Genomic DNA, 14,737 nt, shown 5'->3' on the forward strand with positions numbered 1-14,737 from the left:
AAGGAGGAAGACAATATGAAGCACAAAAAGAAAATCATCACGGGCCTATTACTAATAGAAGGAATCGTTTCACTTAACGGCAACCGAACTAGGAATTGTTTTTTCTATTTATACATATTCATATACAATTATGCAAATCCCTGTAGGTAGCTTGCTAGACAGGTACGGGGTAGCATGGGTAACCAAAATCGGGATGATTATTTGGAGTCTCCTTACTATTTCGATGGCTTTTTTACAAGGAAAGCTGCTTTTATATCTTGTAAGATTTCTAATTGGAATTACGAGCGCCTCAGCATTTCCAGCAGCTTCTAAAGCAACATCCTATATGGTTTCCACCAAATGAAAGAGGCTTACCAAATTCATTATTTGATTCTGCTGCCAAGTTTTCGAATGTACTCGGTGCACCGCTGGTTGCGGTGTTAATTACGCATTTTGATTGGCGCGCAGCGTTTTTAGCAATCGGTATTATTAACGTATTATTTACAATTTTCTTCTGGTGGTACTATTGCTGATAAGAAGTCATCATAACAACAAGAAGTGAGGGACACCAATGCGTATTGTGACACCTTCTAAAATACTGATTACTTCTGTTTCTAAAAAGCAGATTACAAATGTCTTATTGTATGATTGTTGTATTGGGACAATTGGTTATTTCATTGGAAAATATGATCAACAACTGATATATGAATTAACAGGAATTTTAGGAAGTATCTTGTTACCAAAAGCAATGAAGAGGCTACTTTTACGAAGTGAGTACTTTTTCTTTTGGAAAGAAAGAGTGATAGTAGTTCGATAAAATAAGTAGTAAACATAAGTGTTTGCTACTTATTTATCGCTTTTTTAAGAAATATCTGCTAAATTAATGTTGACAGAAGATAACCATTCGTTTTATAATTATCTCGAATTCAAGATAATAACAACTTCTTTTTACAGCTTACAAAAGTTAAATGCATATTTTTTTCGACAAATATCTCGAATTCAAGAATTATGATATAGAGATTGGCGTTTATGCATTTTATTACTGTGGAATTAAATAGTAAAACGAAGTAGGAGTGAGTTCATTGCTATCAATTGATCCATCTGCACAAACGGAAAGAGAAAACTATAAGTTTCTAACCGGAAGTATTATTCCAAGACCGATTGCTTTTGTGACAACTCAGTCATCAAACGGAATCGTCAACGCAGCGCCTTTTAGTTATTTTAATATCGTCTCTGCAAATCCGCCGATGATTTCGATTTCAGTTCAGCGTAAAAGCGGCGAAATGAAAGATACGGCAAGAAACATTATGGAGAAAAAAGAGTTTGTGATTCACATCGTCGATGAAGACAATGTCGAGCAGGTGAATATGACGGCAGCTAACCTGCCGGCTGACGAAAGTGAGATTGAAGTAGCTAAATTAATGTTGACCGAAAGTGAAAAAATTTCGGTACCTGGGGTAAAAGAAGCAAAAATTCGCTTTGAATGCATACTTGAACAGGCAATTTCATTAGGAGAAGGTGAAGAAACAAGTACCGACTTGCTTATTGGAAAAGTTGTTCAGTATCACATTGAAGATCAGCTATATGATAAAGGGCGAATTGATCCACACGGTCTTAAAGCTGTTAGCCGCTTAGCCGGCAATGACTACGCTAAGCTTGGTAAGACTTTTACAATTGCACGACCAGAATAATAACAGTTCAATGAGAAACAATACATCTTAGAAATAAAACAGAATACCGACTTAAGGGGGTGATTTTACTCATCCAGATGAAACAGCGGTATGAATACGCATATAGAGGTGAAGAAAAATGGGATTTTTAGATAAATTATTTGGAACATCGACTAAGGAGGAAGAAAAAATGGAAAATGTAAAATTAGCGGTTATCTACTATAGTTCAACAGGTACAAACTACCAAATGGCGCAGTGGGCAGCAGACGGTGCAAAAGAAGCAGGTGCAGATGTAAAAGTATTAAAAGTACCTGAAACAGCTCCACAAGCAGCAATTGATTCAAATCCAGCTTGGAAAGCACACGTAGAAGAAACAGCTGCTGTACCAGAAGTAACGCTTGCTGATTTAGAGTGGGCTGATGCAATTATCTTTAGCATTCCAACTCGTTTCGGAAACGTACCAGGACAAGTTAAGCAGTTCTTAGATACAACGGGTGGACTGTGGTTTAACGGTAAATTAGCAAACAAAGTTGTTAGTGCGATGACATCTGCACAAAACGCACACGGTGGTCAAGAACAAACTCTTTTATCTCTATACACAACAATGCATCACTGGGGCGCGCTTGTTGCATCACCAGGATACACAGATCCAGTCATTTTCAGTTCAGGTGGGAACCCTTACGGAACAAGCGTAACGGTTGATCAAAATGGGAAAATGGTTGAAGATGTGGAAGCAACAGTGAAGCATCAAGCAAAGCGTACAGTAACAGTAGCTGGATGGGTAAAGCAAGGCAATCAATAATAAAGTAAAAGCTCAACGTTAACCAAACGTTGAGCTTTTTTTGTCTATATAAGCATTTAATAAGAGCTGAACATTTCCTCTTCAACAGCGTTCATAATATGAAAGGCTCCGCGTGATTTGTTTGAACAGATAACGGCAGTGACAGCTGACTTTGGATAAAAAGCAGAGTGAAAGCTAACCCCTGGGTCATAACCCATAATATGATATTTGAAAATAGCTCTTTCTCTTTTCTCTATCCACACCCCATAGCCATAAAAACTATTTTCATTATTGGTTTCAGTATGAGGGGTAAGCAAACGCGTAGTATATTTCTTACTGAGTAGCTGATGATTCAAAAGAGAGTTCCACAAGCGGTTCATGTCACAAACCGTTACGAACGCACCGCCATCTGCACCTCCCTTAGCAGGAAGGGAGTAAATATTTGTTTTCCACTTGTCGTCTGGAAAGTCAATGTAGCCAAGTGCTGTATGATTTGGCAAAGCGTCGAGTTCAAAATAGCCAGAGCTTGTCATATGTGCTTTATGTAGGATCTCTTTTTCTACGTATGTATGAAATGAAAGCTGAGTTGTTTGCTCTATAATTAAGCCGAGTAGGATATAACCGGCATTATTATAATGAAACTGCTCTTCAACTTTATACTTCATCGGTTCATACTGGAAAAAAGGGAGAAATTCTTCTAAGTTTCTTATTTTGTACATTGGGGTTTTTGTCCACAACTCTTCAAAATCATCCATCACTTCTTCATCAAAATAGTCAGGTATTCCAGCTGTATGCGTTAAAAGGTGATGAACAGTAATGGTTTCATCAAAATGAGGAAAATCAATATCAAGGCACTCTTTTAATCTTGTTTCAAACGAAAGGACGCCTGCTTCTACAAGCTGACAAATCGCAATAGCTGTAAAGAGCTTACAGCCAGATGCAATACCATATCGCGTAGCAAGGCTATTTTTTATTTGATCAGCTCGATTGGCATAGCCGTAGCTACTTTCAGCTAGTATATGGTGTTCATCTTTAATAAGAATACTTCCAGAAAAGTTAACTTTCTTTTGGGTATCGCTAATAACGCTTAAAATATTCGTATTCAATGTAGTTCCCTCCGCCATCGTTCACATCTTTTGACATCATGTAATTCTTTCTTTATGTAGTTACATATTGTGATTGGGATTTCCTGCTAGGTAGAGTAAGAAGAAGATTAAAGATAAGTGAAGTATAAAAAAAACAGGTCCTGTTGATGGACCTGGCTCTTGAAAGTATTTAAAAGGAGTAAGTTTCACCATCTTCTGGAATGAGGAGCTTATCCGTTATTTCATGCTTAATGGCAAACTGCTTTAATTCAGCTCTTGATAGCGTCCAATGATTTACGGCTTCCATATGAACGGAAATAATAGTTGCGTTAGGGGCAGCATGTTGAACTTGTAAGATATCTTCTTTCCCCATCACAAGTGAGCCGCCTTCAAGGAATTGATTATCTCCACCATTTACAACAATAACGTCTGGCTGGTGGGCTGAGAGATTCTCTTTTACTCCTTCATACCAAACTGTATCACCTGCAACGTACAGCGTTTTTTCATCTTCATGCTTAAAGACAATTCCACACACTTCCCCAGTTAGCTTAAGAATCTCACCGCGGCCATGTTCACCTTTTGTTTTAATTAGCTGTATGCCTGCAAATTTTGTCTGTTCAGTTAACACTTCAATGTTTGTAAAACCAGCTTTTTTTACTTCAGCTTTATCCGCTTCATTTTGTACGAATAACTTTATATCTTTGTCTAACAGTTCTTTAGCAGTCTCATCAAAATGATCTAAGTGCAGGTGAGGGAGAATCACTGCATCTACATTTAATAATTGTGTTACAGGTACTGGTAGCGGCACAAGTGGATTACGCTGATCTTGTCGTACAGAGTTTGGAAACGGAGGGTACGTACCTTGATCCGCTAGCATAGGATCAATTAAAAAGGTTTTATTCGCATAGGTAAGAACAAGAGTTGCATTTCGAATTTGTTGGATCTTCATGTTTTTAGTTCCTTTTCTTTAATTTACGTATAGTTTATAGTAAAAGTAACCCAATATTACATAGTGAAAATCAAGTGTTTTCACCGTTTTACTTGATTAATGAAAGGATTTGAAATTATGTTAGACCAAACCGACTTGTCCATACTAAAAGAGCTATCCAAAAACAGTCGGATTACGATGAAAGAGCTGGGTGAAAAGGTACATTTAACTGGACAAGCAGCTGCATCGAGAGTCTTAAAGTTAGAGGACGCTGGTATTATTGAGCAGTATACGATTAAAGTAAATCAGGAAAAGCTTGGCTATCATGTTCATGCAATGATCACTATTTATACAACGAGTCCTTATCATGAGCCTTATTTATCGTTTATTAACACGCAGCGTGACTACGTCGTTCACAACTATAAAATTAGCGGGAGACGGCTGTTATCTATTAGAATGTAATTTTCCTTCCAATCAAGAGCTGGACCAATTTTTAGAATCTTTAAACGGTCATGCTAACTATAAGCTGTCTATAATTATTAACAAAAGTTGATTTAAAAGAAATTCATAATAAAAATCTTCAAGTGTGATTTTATGACCTAAAGGTAAAGAGCTTCTCTTTGCCTTTTTTTACTTTACATAATAAGACTATGCGCAACTATATATATTATCCAATATATGGACATGAATGGTACTCTAAAGTAAAATTAACACTAGCAAATCTATTTACAAGGGGGAATAGACATGGCATATACATATCGAATTGAAAAAGCGACGTTGAGTGATTTACAGGGAATTATTTCACTGAGAGTTGAGTTGTTAAAAGAAGTGAACGAGATTAAAACATTTGAAGAAGAGAACAAAGTTATAGAAGCAACGGAAAGTTATTTAACCGAAGCGATGGAAAAAAGGGAGTTTGTTTCGTTTGTTGCCAAGGATGGAGAAGAGATTGTCAGCGTAAGTGGTTTATCTTTTTTTACGAGACCACCCTACCTAGAAAACTTGAAAGGCAAGGAAGCCTATCTTTTAAACATGTACACGCTTCCTTCTCATCGTAAGCGAGGGTTAGCGCGAAAAATTCTTCAAGAATGCATGAAGGAGTGTCAAAAAAGCGAAGTGAAAAGAGTGTGGCTACATGCTTCACAAGCGGGAGAGCCGCTGTATAAAAGCATAGGCTTCCAGTCTAAGGGTAGTGAAATGGAGTTGTTTTTTCATGAGAGTGAGGGGAAGATAAATAAGTAAGCAGCAAAGAGTGTGTAGCTCCTTGCTGCTTAGCTGTTTAAGAGCTACAAGCGCAGCCATTAGAGTCTGCAGAAGGCAAAGCGGATGGATTACCTTTTGGATAGAAAAACTCCCATTCGTTTCCATCAGGGTCTGTTACCCAAAATTTATCCTGCAGGGCGTAGCAGCAGTTTATGTCCATTTCCTCACGAGCAAAAAAACCTTCTTTTTCTAAGCGGACTTTATGTTCATAGATTTCGCTAGCAGCTTCTACTTGAAATCCAAAGTGATTTATTTGGTTTCCTTTTACTTCATCCCGTACGTTTAGCGTGAAATTTAGCCCAGGTTGATTTAATAAAAACTTCGCATAATCTACTTTTACTTTCACAGGCTTAACTCCAAAAAGCTTTTCATAAAAAATGACTGATTTTTCTAGATTTGTGACGTTTACGCCTACGTGAACATATTTCATAAAATATTCCCCCTAAGAATTTTTTTGAGTTTTTAGCAGAACTAATAGGTTAAGATGAGCAAGAGCTTTCTTTACGAAATAAACAGCAGAGCTCATCCGATAAAAGGTGATTTACTTCTTCATTGTTTAATGCGTAATAGCTCCATGTGCCTTTTGTTTCTTTCGTAATTAGATTAGCGTCTAGAAGAATCTTTAAGTGATAAGACAGCTTAGACTGAGGTATACCAAAAAAATCCGTTAAATCACATACGCAGGTTTGACCGCGCTGACACAGCTCATGCATAATTTCTAATCGTCGTTCATCAGCAAGTGCCTTAAATTTTTGTTCATATTGTTTGAATGAATATGTCATAATAACGCTCCTTAATCAAATTTTTTTGATTTATTGTGTAAATGCAAGGTAGGCTTTTTCAAAGTTAGAATAAGTTGTTTTGCCTCTAAGAAGTGGATCATAGTTGAAGAATCGTTTAAATATAAGCTCTTTAGCTTCATGTGCTTTCATCGTTTGAGTGTTCATAACTAGTTGAAAATAAGAAATAAAGTACTCTACTGAAAGGTTTCCAGAATTGTTTACTCTCACTTGTTCATCACCTTTACTTTCTTCATCAAATTTTCTTGATGAATTAAGTGTAGATGGAAATTTCAGATAAATCAAGTTATTTAATCAAATTTTTTTGATTTATTAAAATTGGCTTATGCCTAAAGACGTTCATATTTTTTTATTTACCGCTGATACTAAAAAGTCTTGAAAATTATTTCAAACAATATTATAGTTTACATAAACATATAAGCAAATTATTATATATTAATTCGTTTTTGTATGGGAGGTGTCACGATGGAAACTAAAACGGTCGTTGAAATCGAAAAAGCGGCTCAAATTTTAAAGCTGCTCGGTGATAAAACGAGATTATCTATGATGAAGCTGATGGAACATAGTGAGTGCTGTGTATGTGAATTCGTTGATATTTATGGTGCAAGTCAGCCTGCAATCAGCCAGCATCTCCGCAAGCTAAGAGATGTAGGGCTAGTAAGAGAAAGACGAAAAGGACAATGGATTTTCTATTCGCTTAATAAAGAAAGCGAGAATTATCATTTTATACTTAGTATACTCGCGTCGATACCAAGCCAAGATCAACGCTTAAAAGAGTTAGAAGAAAAAGGGCTTCGTATTAATTGTTGTGAGTAATTGGAGGGTTAAAATTTGACATCAGTTGTTTTAGCATCACTGATCTTTTTGGTGACTTTAGTGTTTGTTATCTGGCAGCCAAAGAATTTATCGATTGGCTGGTCGGCGATGGGGGGAGCAGTTATTGCCCTTTTGGTTGGCGTTGTTAACTTCGGTGACGTTTGGGACGTAACGCAAATTGTTTGGAACGCTACGTTAACGTTTATTGCTATTATTATTATCTCATTAATTTTAGATGAAATTGGCTTTTTTGAATGGGCAGCGCTTCACATGGCGCGTGCTGCTGGTGGAAATGGTATTCGTATGTTTGTGTACGTTTCCTTACTTGGAGCGTTAGTTGCTGCATTTTTTGCAAATGACGGTGCGGCCCTTATTTTAACGCCGATTGTACTTGCAATGGTTCGAGCATTGAAGCTCGATGAAAAGATGGTATTTCCGTTTATTATTGCAAGTGGATTTATAGCTGACACAACATCGTTACCGCTTGTGGTAAGTAACTTAGTAAACATCGTGTCTGCTGACTTTTTTGGTATTACGTTCTCAGAATATGCGTCTCGCATGATTATTCCAAATTTCTTTGCCCTGTTTGCGAGTATTTTAGTACTGTATTTATATTTCCGAAAAAGCATTCCAAAGCGCTATGATGTAACCCATTTACAGGAGCCAGTAGCAGCGATTAAAGACCAAAAAATGTTTCGTTTATCTTGGTTTGTCTTAGCTCTGCTTCTAGTCGGTTACTTTGTAGGAGAGTTTATAGGCGTGCCTGTTTCTATTATTGCAGGTATCATTGCCGTATTCTTCTTGCTTATGGCAAGAACAAGTCCTGCAGTTCAAACAAAAACTGTATTAAAAGGTGCACCTTGGGCAATTGTCTTTTTCTCAATTGGTATGTACGTAGTTGTGTACGGTCTTCGTAATGCAGGGCTTACTGAAGTGTTAGCAAACGTTATTCAAGCAGTTGCCGACCAAGGATTGTTCGCGGCAACAATCGGTATGGGCTTTATTGCAGCGATTCTATCATCTATTATGAATAATATGCCGACTGTCATGATTGACGCATTAGCTATTGATGCCACTGCGACATCTGGAACCATTCGAGAAGCACTTATTTATGCCAATGTTATTGGATCTGATTTAGGTCCAAAGATTACCCCAATTGGTTCTTTAGCTACTTTATTATGGCTTCATGTTCTTTCAACAAAAGGTGTGAAAATTTCGTGGGGCACGTATTTTAAAACAGGTATTATCTTAACCATCCCAACATTGTTTATTACGCTTGTTGGTTTATATATTTGGTTACTCATACTTTCATAACAGACAAAAAAGGAGATGCTACACATGACAAAAAAAATAATTTACTTCCTATGCACAGGTAACTCTTGCCGTAGCCAAATGGCAGAAGGTTGGGCAAAAAAGTATTTAAGTGATGAATGGAATGTATACAGTGCAGGTCTTGAAGCACATGGGTTAAATCCAAATGCTGTAAAAGCAATGAAAGAGGCAGGTATTGATATTACAAACCAAACATCTGATGTAATTGACCCTGAGATTTTAAATTCTGCAGATTTAGTAGTGACGTTATGTGGTCACGCAGCTGATCACTGTCCAGTGACGCCACCACACGTAAAGCGCGTGCACTGGGGCTTTGATGATCCAGCAAAAGCAGAAGGAACAGAAGACGAAAAATGGGCGTTTTTCCAACGAGTACGTGATGAAATTGGAGCTCGCATCCAACGTTTTGCTGAAACTGGTGAGTGAAAAATAGATAAGTCGAGAGCTAGCCTCTCGACTTTTTATATTTATTGGACAGGAGGAAACTAAGTTTTTGGTCCAAGATTCATATAAATAGTGATACAAATCATATATTTTTAAGGTGTAGAGGATGAACAGTGAAAACTATCAATCCCTTATTTATAATCGCATTTTAATTGGTGGTGCGTTAGATGTAAAAGAAATGATGCTGGCAAATCCAGTAGATATAATCTATGATTTGGGAGCAGAGGCTCTCGAACATGATGAACCAACACTGCGTGTACACATGCCTATAGTAGATGATAAAGAGCGACAAGACGAATCAATTGAAAGAGCTATCCGTGCAGTTGTTTCATCATATAAAGAAGGTAAGAAAACCTATTTCCACTGATCAGGTGGGAGTAATCGTACAGGTACAGTAGCGATGGGTGTATTACTGGCCCTTGGAGAAGCAGGTAGCATAGAAGAAGCAGAGAAAAAAGCGAAAGCTACTAGATCAAAAGTTAATATAAAACCTGAAATGAAAGCTTCTCTTCAACGCTTATTTCCTAATGCTTAAAGGCGTTGATAAAATGTTAGGTCAGACGTCGTTTCTCCGTGTATAAAGTGTTAAAAGCTACATTCTTTGAGTTTAATAGCAGAAAACGATATACTTGACGAAGTGAAGATTTTTAAGTCAGGGGGAATCATTGTTATGAGTTTTATGCCTAAAGCTATTTTTTTAGATATGGACGGTACGATTTTAAACCGCTCGAATCGAGTAACAATTGAGACAAAAGAAATTATTGATGACCTACGTGCACAAGGAATCTTCGTCTTTATTGCAACAGGAAGAGCTTTTGATGAAATAGCAGAGCTAGTGCCTGAAGGCTTTGAAGTAGATGGATTCATTACATCCAATGGTATGGCAGGACATGTAGGAGGCGAAATGGTCTTTAAGCATTCACTGTCACGCGAATTGGTTGAAAGAGTCATTGAAAAAGCACGGGAAAACCAAGTTTATTACGAATTATTCCCATATGGAGCACCGCGAATGACGCTTCAACAAGACAGAGAATATGTTGAACATGAAGTTCGTGAGCCAAAGCCAGAAAGCGTTGAAATTAATGAATGGCTTTCAAGAAAAAAAGCTATCGGAGAAGAAATTCAGTGGCAAGAGAAAATTGAAGGCAGTGAATTCTCCAAGTTTTATTTCTTTGCTAGAACCTATGAGCATATTAATAAATGGAAAGCGGAGCTTGAAGAGTTAAAGCAAGAGATGGATTTTACAATGTCCATTTCATCGCCTCATAACGTAGAGGTGATGGTTGCGAATGTTAATAAAGCAACTGGAATTCAACAGATGCTCAAACACTTTAACTTACCGCATGAAGATATTTTAGGTATCGGAGACAGTAATAATGACCTGCCAATGTTTAAGTACGTTGGATATGCAGTAGCCATGAAAAATGCCGGTGACCATATTAAAGATATTGTAGATGACGTGACAGAGTATAGCTGTGATGAAAACGGCGTTTATCATTATCTTTCTAGATTTAAAGTGGAAAAAACCAATCCGATTATGCCAAACGCATAATCTAAGAAGTTAACGAGATTCTTTGCTCGTTAGCTTTTTTATGTATGAAAAAAGTTGTAAAATCGAAACCTAATATTAATAAAGTCAACGTGGTGGCTAGTCGTTTACTATGTAGTTATGATTATTATTTCTTATTTAGGTTCATTTGGCGGAGAGCTTGGAGTGTTAGGAAACCCTTTAAATCTATTTTTAATTGCTGTCATTTCCTTAATAATTTACTACTGGGCAAAACATTCTGGCTTGCCAAAAGCCATTATTGATGAAGATGATTAACAATAAGCACCCTGATACGTTACGTATCAGGGTGCTTATTTAAATAATTGGTTTGTTCATTTTATAAGTTGGATAGCAGTAATAAGGCGGTCTAGGACCAATTTTTGGCATGGACCACGAATTATTAATGTACACCATTTTTACTTTATCATCTGATTGATTTACTAAAAGCAGCTGTACTTCTTTATTAAACTCATATTTCACTCTGTTCATCTCCTCGTACTAAGAACTTGTTGATTCCCCTCCGTCTACGTGCAAAACTTGCCCTGTAACGAATCTCGAATCATCAGATGCTAAATATACATATGTTGGAGCAAGTTCAAACGGTTGGGCTGCACGTTCGAGTGGATTAAAAGAACCAAATACAGCCACTTGGTCTGAAGAAAAGCTAGCTGGAATAAGAGGTGTCCACGTTCGACCAGGAGCTACGGCGTTCACGCGAATTCCTTTTTTTGCTACGCTTTTAGCTAAAGCGCGCGTAAAGCCAACGTTTGCAGCTTTCGTTGCAGTGTAGTCAATAAGCTGTTTTTCACCTACATAAGCAACAACCGAAGCTGTATTAATAATTGAGCTTCCTTCTTTTAGATGTGGAAGAGCTGCTCGCGTCGTATAGAAATGAGAATAGATGTTGACTTTAAACGTTTCATCAAACTGTTCATCCGTAATATCTACAAGGTCTAGCTGCTGAAATTGAATGCCCACATGATTGCAAAGGATATCAAGCTCACCAAACGTTTCAATTGTTTGGTCAACAATGGCAACGCACTGCTTTTTTTCTCTCAAATCACCAGGCAACAACAAACAGCGCTGACCGAGTTCTTCAACTCGAGATTTCGTTCGATTTGCATCTTCGTGTTCGTTTAGATAGGCAATGGCGACATCAGCGCCTTCCTTTGCAAATGCAATGGCAGCGGCTGCACCAATTCCGCTATCGCCTCCCGTAATTAGCGCAACTTTTCCTTTAAGTTTCCCGCTTCCTTGATAGTTTGGGTTTTCAATAATAGGAAGGGGAACCATTAATTTTTCTACACCTGGTTGACTAAGCTGACGCTGTTCGGGAACATTGGTGGGAATTTCTTTAAACTGGGTAATGTTCCCATAGTTTGGGTAAAGGGGATAAGGGTCATTTTGCATTTCGCTCTTGAATTTTTCTTGCAATTCTTTAATTTGACGCAGCTGTTCTTGATCTCTCTCGTTCATATAAACCTCCTATAGAACAAATTTACTTCTATAGCATCTCTATGTTCACTTTGATAAACAAATGAAGAGAATATTTTGTAAAAGGGGAGTATTCATAAAAAAAGTAGGAACATAACGCGTGTTATGTTCCTACGTGATAAAGTTATTCTTTCATTTTTAATAACCGTAAACTATTTAAAATAACGAGTAAGGCTGCGCCTGTATCACTTAATACGGCAATCCAAAGCGTCAGCCAACCAGGGAAGATAAAGATTAACGCAATAGCTTTAATGATAATAGAAAACCAAATGTTTTGCTTGATAATCTTTAAAGCTTTGCGGCTAAGTTTTATGGTGTGCGGAAGCTTCTCTAGATTATCAGCCATGAGAACGATATCTGCTGTTTCCATTGCTGTATCGGTGCCAGCTCCACCCATTGCGATGCCGAGGTCAGCGGTAGCAAGAGCAGGAGCATCATTAATTCCATCACCCACCATTGCGGTTTTATAACCTTCAGCCTGCAGCTTTTGAATTGCTTTGACTTTGTCTTCTGGCAAGAGGTTAGCAAAATATCTCTCTACGCCAGCTTCTTTAGCAATAGTTTTAGCAGCTCCTTCATGATCACCTGTTAGCATGACAGTTTGTTTAATACTTGTGTTTTTTAAGTTTTGTAAAGCGGATACAGTTGTGCTATGAATGGTATCTGCTACGCTAATCACACCTAAAAGCTCTTTTTCTGTTCCTACAATAATAATCGTTTTCCCGCTTTCTTCAAAACGCTCAACGTGAGTCTGCAAATTCTCAAAAGTAGTTCCTAGTTCAATGAACAGCTTTTTATTTCCAGCGTAATAATTAGTTCCGTTGATGGTTGCCTGAACACCTTTTCCGGTAATGCTTCTAAAGTTAGCTCCGTCTAACGTATCAACGTTTCTTTCATCCGCGTATGCCACAATCGCTTTTGCAATGGGGTGATTAGAATAAGCTTCAAGGGTTTTTATAACAGCAAGTAAGTCTTGTTCAGATTTCAATGCAATTACATCTGAAACAGCTGGTTTTCCTTCTGTTAGTGTGCCGGTTTTATCAAACGCAATAGCGTTTATAGCGCCAGCTTTTTCTAGAAAGGTTCCGCCTTTAATTAACACACCATTTTTTGCGGCGTTGCCAATAGCTGATACAATCGCGACTGGTGTGGAAATAACTAAAGCACAAGGGCACGCTACGACTAAAAGCTCAAGTCCTTTATAAAACCACTCACTCCATAGTCCGTCAAAAACGGGAGGGAGAACCATAACGAATAGCGCTAAAATAAAGACAATAGGTGTATAAATAGCGGCAAACTTATCAATAAACGCCTGAGTAGGTGCCTTTTTTTCCTGGGCTTCCTCAACTAGATGAATGATTTTTGAAATCGTTGTATCTTTCACTAGCTTTGTTACTTTAATTTCAAGAGAGCCGTTTTCATTAATTGTGCCAGCATATACGGTATCACCAACCGTTTTATCAACGGGAATAGACTCTCCTGTAATAGGAGCTTGATTAATGCTAGAATCACCTTGGATAATCTCTCCATCTAAAGGAATACGGTCTCCTGGTTTTACGACTAGAACATCACCAAGGGCGACGTCTTCAACCGCTTTTTTGATTAAGGTATTGCCGGTTTTTACCCAAGCATCAGGAGGGGCTAAATTCATCAAGTTACGAATGGAGTTTCTTGTTTGTTCAATTGATCTTGTTTGAAGCATGACGCCTAAAGCAAAGAGCCAAACAACAGTAGCACCTTCTAGCCATTCTCCAATAATTGCTGCTCCGAGTGCAGCAACGGTCATTAAGACATTCATATCGAGTGAACGGCTTTTAATCCCGTAGTATGAACTTTTTGCGGGCTTGTAGCCGCTAATAATCATCGCGATGGCATATAAAACGTTACTTATTAATAATGGAATTCCAAAGAAAGAGCTGGTGAATCCCAATGCAATAAGTACACCAGAAGTAATTACCGGAAGCGTATTTGTTTTTTGAGAAGAAGAAACTGTTCTGCTACTCGTAATCAAGGTAGCCGTATAGCCGGCTTTTGATATTTCACGAATAATCTCTTCTGTAGGGGTGTCGTGCTCTACCTGCGCTTTTCCAGTTGAAAAGTTGACGCGAACATCTTGAACGCCAGATATATTTTTTAAGTGATTCACAATGGTATTTGCGCATGCTGCACAGTCCATTCCTTCAATTAGGTATGTCTTTGAGTTTTGGTGATGAAGAGGTTCAATGTCAAAACCAAGCTTTTCTACCTGACGTATAATTGGAGAGAATGCAGATGAATGAGCAGCGGAAACCTGTAATTTTCCCGTGCTGTAATTTAGGTTTATTTCATGAATGTCATGTAGATTTCGCAAGCTCTTTTCAATGGTAGCAGCACACGATGGACAGTCCATTCCATAGACGCGATACGTTTCAATTTGTCCAGGGTTTTCTAGATTAATAGACTCAGAGGGCTCACTAGTACAACAAGATGAATGCGTATGATGCTTTTGTAAACTGGCGCTGCTTGAACCGCAGCAGGATGCTGTTTGTGTTTCATGCTGTTCTTGGCAACAGCTTTTTTCTCCTTTATAACTTTCTCGATCGGAATGTGCCATTTC

General features: G+C 37.9%; 18 protein-coding genes and 3 pseudogenes. 13 read left to right on the plus strand and 8 right to left on the minus strand.

The genetic code is table 11. The features are described 5' to 3' along the window. Positions 1-58: 58 nt before the first annotated feature. The 4 genes and pseudogenes from LZP85_RS06150 to wrbA form a co-directional block, all read left to right on the plus strand. Positions 59-506: pseudogene (locus LZP85_RS06150) on the plus strand (MFS transporter); the annotation flags it as partial. 44 nt (positions 507-550) lie between these two features. Next, the gene (locus LZP85_RS06155) at positions 551-796 is read left to right on the plus strand and encodes a hypothetical protein (protein ID WP_078989935.1); all 246 of its coding nucleotides are present in this window, start codon (positions 551-553) and stop codon (positions 794-796) included. A 265-nt stretch (positions 797-1,061) separates the two neighbouring features. Then, a complete protein-coding gene (locus LZP85_RS06160; protein ID WP_025910326.1) occupies positions 1,062-1,670 on the plus strand; it encodes a flavin reductase family protein in 609 nt (202 codons plus the stop codon). A 169-nt stretch (positions 1,671-1,839) separates the two neighbouring features. Next, positions 1,840-2,451: an NAD(P)H:quinone oxidoreductase gene (wrbA, locus tag LZP85_RS06165; protein WP_025910328.1), complete on the plus strand. Its 612-nt coding sequence runs from the start codon at positions 1,840-1,842 to the stop codon at positions 2,449-2,451. A gap of 56 nt (positions 2,452-2,507) precedes the next feature. On the opposite strand, the gene LZP85_RS06170 is transcribed toward wrbA, so the two are convergent. Together LZP85_RS06170 and LZP85_RS06175 are read right to left on the minus strand one after the other, a co-directional pair. Next, complete coding sequence (locus tag LZP85_RS06170) at positions 2,508-3,536, minus strand: serine hydrolase domain-containing protein (protein WP_090752888.1); 1,029 nt, start codon at positions 3,534-3,536, stop codon at positions 2,508-2,510. Positions 3,537-3,705: 169 nt separating this feature from the next. Further along, entirely contained in the window at positions 3,706-4,464 is a 759-nt protein-coding gene (locus tag LZP85_RS06175) for an MBL fold metallo-hydrolase (protein ID WP_234562079.1), read from the minus strand. A 117-nt stretch (positions 4,465-4,581) separates the two neighbouring features. Here LZP85_RS06175 and LZP85_RS06180 point away from each other — a divergent pair. Both LZP85_RS06180 and LZP85_RS06185 read left to right on the plus strand, forming a co-directional pair. Further along, positions 4,582-4,996 (plus strand): annotated as a pseudogene (locus LZP85_RS06180) (Lrp/AsnC family transcriptional regulator). Positions 4,997-5,187: 191 nt separating this feature from the next. Beyond that, complete coding sequence (locus LZP85_RS06185; RefSeq protein WP_119542651.1) at positions 5,188-5,685, plus strand: GNAT family N-acetyltransferase; 498 nt, start codon at positions 5,188-5,190, stop codon at positions 5,683-5,685. Between the two features lie 37 nt (positions 5,686-5,722). On the opposite strand, the gene LZP85_RS06190 is transcribed toward LZP85_RS06185, so the two are convergent. The 3 genes from LZP85_RS06190 to LZP85_RS06200 are packed head-to-tail and all read right to left on the minus strand — an operon-like array spanning position 5,723 to position 6,716. After that, the gene (locus tag LZP85_RS06190) at positions 5,723-6,136 is read right to left on the minus strand and encodes an ArsI/CadI family heavy metal resistance metalloenzyme (RefSeq protein WP_234562081.1); all 414 of its coding nucleotides are present in this window, start codon (positions 6,134-6,136) and stop codon (positions 5,723-5,725) included. A gap of 49 nt (positions 6,137-6,185) precedes the next feature. After that, the gene (locus LZP85_RS06195) at positions 6,186-6,488 is read right to left on the minus strand and encodes an ArsR/SmtB family transcription factor (protein WP_062686825.1); all 303 of its coding nucleotides are present in this window, start codon (positions 6,486-6,488) and stop codon (positions 6,186-6,188) included. A gap of 30 nt (positions 6,489-6,518) precedes the next feature. Next, complete coding sequence (locus LZP85_RS06200; protein ID WP_025907646.1) at positions 6,519-6,716, minus strand: hypothetical protein; 198 nt, start codon at positions 6,714-6,716, stop codon at positions 6,519-6,521. A gap of 255 nt (positions 6,717-6,971) precedes the next feature. On the opposite strand from LZP85_RS06200, the gene LZP85_RS06205 reads away from it, so the two are divergent. The 7 genes and pseudogenes from LZP85_RS06205 to LZP85_RS06230 form a co-directional block, all read left to right on the plus strand. Beyond that, on the plus strand, positions 6,972-7,322 hold the full coding sequence (locus tag LZP85_RS06205; RefSeq protein ID WP_025907647.1) for an ArsR/SmtB family transcription factor: 351 nt from the start codon (positions 6,972-6,974) through the stop codon (positions 7,320-7,322). A gap of 15 nt (positions 7,323-7,337) precedes the next feature. After that, on the plus strand, positions 7,338-8,636 hold the full coding sequence (locus LZP85_RS06210; RefSeq protein ID WP_076513922.1) for an arsenic transporter: 1,299 nt from the start codon (positions 7,338-7,340) through the stop codon (positions 8,634-8,636). Between the two features lie 24 nt (positions 8,637-8,660). Further along, a complete protein-coding gene (gene arsC, locus LZP85_RS06215; RefSeq protein WP_100347582.1) occupies positions 8,661-9,080 on the plus strand; it encodes an arsenate reductase (thioredoxin) in 420 nt (139 codons plus the stop codon). A gap of 124 nt (positions 9,081-9,204) precedes the next feature. Next, positions 9,205-9,465, plus strand: a complete 261-nt coding sequence (locus LZP85_RS20805; RefSeq protein WP_318247379.1) for a hypothetical protein — start codon at positions 9,205-9,207, stop codon at positions 9,463-9,465. Between the two features lie 33 nt (positions 9,466-9,498). Next, on the plus strand, positions 9,499-9,633 hold the full coding sequence (locus LZP85_RS20810; RefSeq protein ID WP_318247378.1) for a protein-tyrosine phosphatase family protein: 135 nt from the start codon (positions 9,499-9,501) through the stop codon (positions 9,631-9,633). 135 nt (positions 9,634-9,768) lie between these two features. Next, positions 9,769-10,650, plus strand: coding sequence for a Cof-type HAD-IIB family hydrolase (locus tag LZP85_RS06225; protein ID WP_076513914.1), 882 nt, complete (start codon positions 9,769-9,771; stop codon positions 10,648-10,650). 78 nt (positions 10,651-10,728) lie between these two features. Further along, a pseudogene (locus LZP85_RS06230) lies at positions 10,729-10,923 on the plus strand (aspartate:proton symporter); the annotation flags it as partial. A 39-nt stretch (positions 10,924-10,962) separates the two neighbouring features. Here the strand turns inward: LZP85_RS06230 and LZP85_RS06235 are convergent. The 3 genes from LZP85_RS06235 to LZP85_RS06245 all read right to left on the minus strand — a co-directional run bounded on the left by LZP85_RS06235 (position 10,963) and on the right by LZP85_RS06245 (position 14,734). Beyond that, positions 10,963-11,127: a hypothetical protein gene (locus LZP85_RS06235; protein WP_175384198.1), complete on the minus strand. Its 165-nt coding sequence runs from the start codon at positions 11,125-11,127 to the stop codon at positions 10,963-10,965. 18 nt (positions 11,128-11,145) lie between these two features. Then, entirely contained in the window at positions 11,146-12,123 is a 978-nt protein-coding gene (locus LZP85_RS06240) for an SDR family oxidoreductase (RefSeq protein ID WP_234562083.1), read from the minus strand. A gap of 142 nt (positions 12,124-12,265) precedes the next feature. Continuing rightward, a complete protein-coding gene (locus LZP85_RS06245) occupies positions 12,266-14,734 on the minus strand; it encodes a heavy metal translocating P-type ATPase (RefSeq protein WP_234562085.1) in 2,469 nt (822 codons plus the stop codon). Positions 14,735-14,737 lie beyond the last annotated feature (3 nt).

It is taken from the genome of Priestia flexa, assembly GCF_021441905.1.
Taxonomy (GTDB): Bacteria; Bacillota; Bacilli; order Bacillales; family Bacillaceae_H; genus Priestia; species Priestia flexa.